The sequence below is a fragment of the Rhodospirillaceae bacterium genome, from assembly GCA_028819475.1.
Lineage (GTDB): Bacteria > Pseudomonadota > Alphaproteobacteria > Bin65 > Bin65 > Bin65.
Map to the genome: position 1 here is coordinate 79,086 of JAPPLJ010000005.1, position 6,813 is coordinate 85,898.

8 protein-coding genes, 1 tRNA gene and 1 pseudogene are annotated in these 6,813 nt (G+C 69.0%); all 10 read right to left on the reverse strand.

Features of this window, described 5'->3' with window-relative positions:
* Positions 1 to 7: 7 nt before the first annotated feature.
* Positions 8 to 1,279, reverse strand: coding sequence for a beta-ketoacyl synthase N-terminal-like domain-containing protein (locus OXM58_01695; GenBank protein ID MDE0147061.1), 1,272 nt, complete (start codon positions 1,277 to 1,279; stop codon positions 8 to 10).
* Between the two features lie 7 nt (positions 1,280 to 1,286).
* Entirely contained in the window at positions 1,287 to 2,504 is a 1,218-nt protein-coding gene (locus tag OXM58_01700) for a beta-ketoacyl-ACP synthase (protein MDE0147062.1), read from the reverse strand.
* Positions 2,501 to 2,989 (reverse strand): beta-hydroxyacyl-ACP dehydratase, encoded by a 489-nt coding sequence (locus OXM58_01705; protein ID MDE0147063.1) that lies wholly within the window; start codon positions 2,987 to 2,989, stop codon positions 2,501 to 2,503. The genes OXM58_01700 and OXM58_01705 overlap by 4 nt, the downstream gene beginning before the upstream one ends.
* Positions 2,990 to 3,033: 44 nt before the next feature.
* Positions 3,034 to 3,327: an acyl carrier protein gene (locus OXM58_01710; protein ID MDE0147064.1), complete on the reverse strand. Its 294-nt coding sequence runs from the start codon at positions 3,325 to 3,327 to the stop codon at positions 3,034 to 3,036.
* A 205-nt stretch (positions 3,328 to 3,532) separates the two neighbouring features.
* Complete coding sequence (locus OXM58_01715; GenBank protein ID MDE0147065.1) at positions 3,533 to 4,516, reverse strand: hypothetical protein; 984 nt, start codon at positions 4,514 to 4,516, stop codon at positions 3,533 to 3,535.
* Positions 4,517 to 4,578: 62 nt separating this feature from the next.
* Positions 4,579 to 4,654 (reverse strand) — tRNA-Phe (locus OXM58_01720).
* A 213-nt stretch (positions 4,655 to 4,867) separates the two neighbouring features.
* A pseudogene (gene yacG, locus OXM58_01725) lies at positions 4,868 to 4,990 on the reverse strand (DNA gyrase inhibitor YacG).
* 91 nt (positions 4,991 to 5,081) lie between these two features.
* Positions 5,082 to 5,702, reverse strand: a complete 621-nt coding sequence (locus OXM58_01730; GenBank protein ID MDE0147066.1) for a Maf family protein — start codon at positions 5,700 to 5,702, stop codon at positions 5,082 to 5,084.
* An 85-nt stretch (positions 5,703 to 5,787) separates the two neighbouring features.
* On the reverse strand, positions 5,788 to 6,006 hold the full coding sequence (infA, locus tag OXM58_01735; protein MDE0147067.1) for a translation initiation factor IF-1: 219 nt from the start codon (positions 6,004 to 6,006) through the stop codon (positions 5,788 to 5,790).
* 176 nt (positions 6,007 to 6,182) lie between these two features.
* The gene (locus OXM58_01740) at positions 6,183 to 6,425 is read right to left on the reverse strand and encodes a hypothetical protein (GenBank protein ID MDE0147068.1); all 243 of its coding nucleotides are present in this window, start codon (positions 6,423 to 6,425) and stop codon (positions 6,183 to 6,185) included.
* Positions 6,426 to 6,813: the final 388 nt, after the last annotated feature.

Below are 6,813 nucleotides of genomic sequence, written 5' to 3' on the forward strand. Positions count from 1 at the left end.
ACCCCGCCTACCCCGCCGCGGCCAGCACCAGGCTCACATTCTGGCCGCCGAAGCCGAAGCTGTTGGAGAGCGCGAACTCGACCGTCTGCGCCCGCGCTTCGTTGGGCACGACATCCAGCTCGATGTTCGGGTCCGGCTCGCGGTAGTTGATGGTCGGCGGCAGCAGGCCGTCGCCCAGCGCCTGCACCGTCGCCACGGCCTCGACCGCGCCGGCGGCGGTCAGCGTGTGGCCGATCATCGACTTGTTGGAACTGACCGCCAGCCGCTCCTTGTGCTCGCCGAACACCTCGGTAATGCCGAGATATTCCATCTTGTCGTTTTCCGGCGTGCCGGTGCCGTGGGCGTTGATGTAGCCGATGTCCGCCGGCGCCAGCCCGGCGTCGGTAATGGCGCCGGCCATGGAGCGGACGATGGCCCCGCCGTCCGGGTTCGAGCGGGTGCGGTGAAAGGTGTCCGCCGCCTCGCCGCAGCCCAGGATCCAGCCGAGCACTTTCGCGCCCCGGGCCCTGGCATGGTCGGGATGTTCGAGCACCAGGGCGGCGGCGCCCTCGGCCATGACGAAGCCGTCGCGGTTGCGCGAGAAGGGCTTCGCGGCCTGTTCGGGCGGGTCGTTCTTGGTCGAGAGGGCCGAGAGCAGGGCGAAGCGGATCAGGGATTCGCTGTTGATGCTGCCGTCGGTGCCGATGCACAGCGCGGCCGGGCGCTCGCCGCGGCGGATCGATTCGACGCCGAGCTGGATCGCCGAGGCGCCCGACGCGCAGGCCGTCGTCAGCGTGATCGGCGAACCGGTGCAGCCGTGGCGGGCGGCGAGCCAGTCGGCCAGCGAGCCGTTCATGAACTCGCGGTGCCAGGGCAGCGTTTCTTCGGTTCCGGCGGCGCCGTCGCCGCGGGCATAGGGCCCGCCGCCGGGATCGACGGTATCGAGCAGGTCAAAGCGCGATTCCCAGTCATGCTCGATCGGCGGCGCGGCGAGGAACAGGTCGCCGTCGATGGCGCCGTCCTCGGCGATGCCGCTGGCGGCGACGGCCTCGTCGGAGACCGCTTCGGCCATCGCCCGGCTGAGCGCCGGGATGGTGACCGGATCGACATCCATGAAATCGACGCAGCCGGCGATCTGGGTGCGCAGGCCCTCGGTCGGAAAGCGGGCGATTCGCCGGATGCCGGAGTCGCCGGCGCTCAGCCGCTGCCAGTTTTCCGCCACGCCGCGGCCGAGCGACGTGATCATGCCGATGCCGGTGACGGCGACGGCGCGGGCAAAGGGATCGCGGGAGCCGGTCATGGGCGGGTCATCCTGTTCTTTCCACGAGCGCCAGGGCCTCGCCCCGGACATGCCCCCAGCCGGTGACCAGCGCGCGGAAGACCGGACCGGCGCCAACGGCCTCGACCGGCGCATCCGGCGACAGGGGAGCGAAGATCTGCCCCTGTTCTACACAAGCCGCGGCGAGAATGACATTCTGCAGGAACGCCGCCTCGACGGCGTGGCCGACCGCCTGGGCCGTGCCGCGCACCGGCGCGCCGGCGGCCAGATCTTCGAGCATCGCCCGCTCGGCGGCGGTGATGCCGGTCGCCGCACCGGCGCCGCTGGCGCCGCTGAGGACCGCCGTGTCCGAACCGGCCGGACCGATGCCCAGCTTTTCGAACTGCCGCCGGGCGGTCGCCGCCGGATCGCCGGTGCGGCGGTCGGTCCGGTCGCTTTCCACGCCGCGCAGGACCGCCCGCACGGCGACGCCGCGGGCCGCCGCGCTTTCGCGCGATTCGAGCACCAGGAAGGCGCCGGCCGCGCCAAAACAGATGCCGGCGTCGGGCCGGCTCCACAGGTCGGCGAAGCCGCCGCGCAGCAGCAGGCCGCCGGCATTGTAGGAAATCTGGATTTCCGGCCGTTCGGAGGCGAAGGCGGCGCCAACCAGGAAGATCTCGCCCTGGCCCGACGCCAGCCGGCGGTGGGCGATGCGCAGGGCGTCGGCGCCGGCGGCTTCCTCGCCCATGAAGGTCCGGCTCGACCCGGCGACCTTGTGGACGATCGAGATATTGCCGGCGAACAGGTTGGGCAGTTGCGCCAGGAACAGCGTCGGCCGCAGCCCGTCGGCCATTTGGGCGGTAATCCATTCGTCCCGGGCGTCGCGCTCGCCGCGCCCCGGCGCGCCTTCGAGAATCTGGCGGTCCAGTTCCAGGTCGCGCTCGCCGCCGCCGGACGCGACGATCATGTGGGTGCGCTGCAGCAGGTCCGCGTCGTCCTTGAGGCCGGCCATGTCGAGGGCCAGCCCGGCGGCATAGGCGCCGTACTGCATCATCGGCCCCATGGCGCGCCGGTCGCCGGGCCGGGGCACCTGGGCGGCAAGGTCGTAGTCGCCGATGGTATGGATCGGGAACGGCGCCGTCGCCGCCTCGTCGATGCGGGCGCGCCGGGTCGCGGGATCGTTGAGCGCCGCCCACCGGGCCGCCGGCGTCTCGCCGAGCGGCGAAAGCAGGCCGTAGCCGGTTATGCAAACCTCGCGATCCGTCACCTCTGTGCCCCGCCCGAAGTCACCGGCGCGCCGATCTCCCGGGCCCGGGCGATGACCAGGTCGCGCAGTCCGGGCGCCGGGAACGGCACCGTCCTATAGCGGATTTCACATTCCGCCGCACGGGTCGGGGACTCGGGGCCCGCCACCGAAATCCGGCCGTCGACGGCCGAGAGGCCGGAGCTGACCTGCTGCACTTCGGCCTCGATCGTCAGCACCGCGCCCGGTTCCACCACCTCCCGAATGCGCGCCTTCACGACCTGGGTCAGGACCGGCATCCGATTGTAGCCGTTGAGCGCCATCAGGAGGAACCCGCCGGCCTGCGCGACCGCCTCGACCAGCAATGTGCCCGGCATGACCGGGTAACCGGGAAAATGGCCCTCGAAGACGGTCGAGCGTTCCGGCACCTGCGCCAGGCACCGGATGGTCCGGCGCGCCGGGTCGAAGGCCTCGACCCGGTCCACCATCTGGAAATATTCGAGATTCACGATCGTTCGCCGGAGCGGAGCGGGGTGCGCCGTCGGCGGGCCGGTCAGGCGGCCTTCGCGGCGCGCAGTTCCTCGATCCGGACCACCAGGTTCTTCATGACGAAGAATTCGTCGGCGTCGGCATCGCCCTGGTTGACCTCTTCCATCCACTGTTCGACCGGCATCTTGATGCCGAATTTCTTGTCGATGTCGAAGGTGACGTCCAGGAAATCCAGGCTGTCGATCCCGAGGTCGTTCACGGCATGGGAGTCCGGCGCGATCTCCGCCCGGTCGATCGAGCAGATGTCGGCGATGATGTCGGCGACCGAATCGAAGGTTTCCTGGTTGAAGGCGGTCATCAAGGTCTCCGCTCGCACTGCGGTATTCCGGTTGCCATTCGCGGGGAGCCGCACCGAAGACAGGCCGGAAAAAGATGTAATCTCAAACGGTTAGCGCGAGGCCACGGCTGGAGTTCGCAGACCGGAAAACAATAGTCGTGCGGCCGGGCCGGGGCATCGTATGTTTTGTCGCGCCGCAGGCCGCGAATGCGGCGGAAAATCCGGGCTAACGGCCCCAGCGCCGGTGGAGCCACAGCCATTGTTCCGGCGTCTCGCGCACCCATCCGGCGATCCGGTCGTTGACCCGCTGCATGAAGCGCGCCTCGTCGGCCCGGTCGTCGCCGGTCCGCTCGATCGTCATCGGATCGGCGATTTCGATGGCGAACCGCCGGCCGTCCAGCCGCCGGCAGCAGGCGCCGAACACGGGCGCATCGAAGCGCAGAGCCAGGCGCGCCAGGGTCAGCCCGGTCATCGCCGGCCGGCCCATGAAATCCAGCGCGACGCCGCGATTGTTCTTCTGGTCGACCAGCAGCGCGAGGCGACCGCCCTCGGCCATGACCCGCCCCGCGGCGACGCCGCCCTGGTAGCCCTTGGGCAGCAGGTCGAACAGGCCGGCCCGGCTCCGGTCCAGCAGCCAGCCGACATAGGGGTTGTTCGGGCGGCGGAAGACGACGGAGGTGAACGCGCCGAAATTCGCCGCCCCGACCGCCAGGAACTCCCAGTTGCCCATATGGGGCACGAAGATCAGCGCGGGGCCCCGGTGGGTCAGCAGGCGGACGAAGTTTTCCGCGCCCCTTATCTCGAGCCGGCCGCCGCGCAGGGTGACGGCTTCGCCGGCCCGCGCCGCCGCCATCAGGCGCGCGATGCCGGTCTCCGAAAGGGCCTCCTGCAAGGCGGGATCCCACAGCGCCTCGATGCGCGCCGATTCGGCGGCGACCCGGCCGAGATTGTCCCACATCCGGCGCACGACCTGGCGCCGCCGGGGCGCCGGCATATCCGGGAATATCCGCTTGAGATTCACCTTCGCGCGCCGCGAAAAGGGCAGCAGCGGGCCGAACGTACGACCGGCGAAGCCGCCGATGGCCGAGGCGGCCGGCGACGGCACGAGCCGCATCAGGCCCCAGAACAGGAAGACGGGCACGGCCTCGAGCGCCCGGATCAGCGGCAACAACCGGGCCGCCCCCGTGGCAGCCGCCCGTCGGCGCCCCATGCGTCAGGGCCTCCCCGAACGGTCCATGCGATGGCCCATGTGACGGTAATGACGGGCCGGAATGGTGCCCAGGGGCGGAATCGAACCACCGACACCGTGATTTTCAGTCACGTGCTCTACCAACTGAGCTACCTGGGCCCCGATGCGCTGCGGCGGCGGCCTGGAACCGGATCGGCGACCCCGCGCGAAGAAGGCGACTTATAGGTTTGATGTCCGGGCAAGTCCACCCGCTGCGCCGCCGCCTGCGTCCCGATGCGCCAGCCCGCCGCGCGGGTTTCCGGCGCCGGCGCCGCCGCGGCCGACGCTTTCGTCCGCTCCGGTTTCCGTATCGTCGTCCGGCCCGTCGTCCGCTTCCGGGGCCGGGATGCGGTAGTCCTCGTTGAACCACCGCCCGAGGTCGACGTCGGCGCAGCGGCGCGAACAGAAGGGCCGATAGGCCGCTTCGGCCGGCTTGCCGCAGACCGGACAGCTCACGGCAACGCCCGCCGCATGAATTCCGGCCGCGCCGGCCCGCCGGGCGTTGCCGCGCGCCCGGTCATCCAGTGCCGGGTCATCCAATGCCAGGTCATCCGGCGCCCTCCAGCAAGGCCCAGGTTTCGAACAGCGGCAGGCCGACGACATTGGAATAGGAGCCGGACAGGCGGCGCACGAAAATCGCCGCCCGGCCCTGGATGGCATAGCCGCCGGCCTTGTCGCGCCATTCGCCGCTCTCGACATAGCGGTCGATCTCGCCGGGATGCAGCCGCTTGAAGGTGACGGCGGTCTGCACGACCCGGACTGCGATGCGCGCCGGTTCGGCCGCCCGTTCCGAACCGGGCGGGCCGGAATCCGCCGGACCGGGTATCGCCGGAGCGGGAAGCGCCAGCGCAACCGCGCCGATCACGCGGTGCCGCCGGCCGGACAGCAGGTTCAGGCACCGCCGCGCCGCCGCCGCATCGGCCGGCTTGCCGAGGATGCGCCGCCCGGCGGCGACAACCGTATCGGCGGCAAGCACGCGCTCGGCGCTGCACCGGCGGCTGACCTGCGCACATTTTTCCCGCGCCATCCTCGCGGCATAGGCCGCCGGCAATTCGGCGCGGCGCGGCGCCTCGTCGATCTCGGCGGGAAGCACCCGGTCCGGGACGAGGCCGACCTGGGCGAGAAGGTCGAGGCGGCGCGGCGAAGCGGAGGCGAGGACGAACGTCACGATCGGCAATCACCCGACAGACCGGTCCGGCCGCAGACACCCGAAAGAAGCGACGCCGCCCGAAGCGGCCCTGCTTGAAGCGGCCCTACTTGAACCGGAACGTAATCCGCCCCTTGGTCAGGTCGTAGGGAGTCATTTCCACGCTGACCTTGTCGCCCGTCAGAACCCGGATCCGGTTTTTGCGCATCTTGCCCGACGTGTGCGCCAGGATTTCATGGTCGTTCTCCAGCCTCACGCGGAACATCGCGTCCGGCAGGATTTCCGTGACCGTCCCTGAAAACTCCAGCAGATCCTCTTTCGCCATGCGGCCGATTTCCTTGGAACCGTGAATTCGTCGCGGCCGAACATGGCCGGGCCCGCAGGTCAGGTCAAGCGGCTTGCCGGGATCGAGCCGGGATCGTACCGGTCCGGGCGCCCGGAAAATGGCGGAAGTGTCGCGGTTCCGGGCGGCCGGAATTGCGGTCCCGGCGGTATCCGGCGCTACCGGACAGGCGCCTGTATGCTGGCGAACAGGGTGCGGTCGGCCGGAACGCAGGGCGCATTCCGGTCCACGACGATGGCGAGATTGAACGCCATGCCGCCATGTTCGGCGAGCCACTTTTCGCCATTGCGGTCGCGCGGATCGATGGCGTAATCCATGTGCGACGTGGCCGCGAAGACGGCGGCGACGGCCAGCACCGGGCACAACCAGACGAGAGGGCGGCGGATTGCTTTGAATGTCATGGCCCGTGCCCGAATTTGAAGCGCAGGACCGGATATCGGCCCGGCCGGATTGCAGATTGTGTAATCAACTAGTCATATTGAATATACGTGTCGAGCATATTTTCGCAAATTAGTAATTTTTTTGGCAATCCCGTATAATCATTGAAAATTTTGAATAAAAAGCGAACAAATTCAAACATACGGTCATGTGTCAGTTTGAGTTTCAGCGTCGGCCGGAACCGATCCCGTATCCGTCATTTCTCCACTCCGCGCCTGACGGCGCTCCGGTCGAAATGACGGGAAGGAGCGGGAGAGACGAGCGTTTTCGCGCCGCCGCATACCCTGTTATTTTTTGGGAATTATAGCGAATAGTCACATTTTTCGCTTGAAACCGCTACCGAAAATCCCT

Excerpts from the sequence above, each read along its gene's own strand:
- OXM58_01695 (MDE0147061.1), bottom strand. The coding sequence starts at position 1,279 with ATGACCGGCTCCCGCGATCCCTTTGCCCGCGCCGTCGCCGTCACCGGC.
- OXM58_01710 (MDE0147064.1), bottom strand. The coding sequence starts at position 3,327 with ATGACCGCCTTCAACCAGGAAACCTTCGATTCGGTCGCCGACATCATC.
- OXM58_01715 (MDE0147065.1), bottom strand. The coding sequence starts at position 4,516 with ATGGGGCGCCGACGGGCGGCTGCCACGGGGGCGGCCCGGTTGTTGCCG.
- infA (MDE0147067.1), bottom strand. The coding sequence starts at position 6,006 with ATGGCGAAAGAGGATCTGCTGGAGTTTTCAGGGACGGTCACGGAAATC.
- OXM58_01740 (MDE0147068.1), bottom strand. The coding sequence starts at position 6,425 with ATGACATTCAAAGCAATCCGCCGCCCTCTCGTCTGGTTGTGCCCGGTG.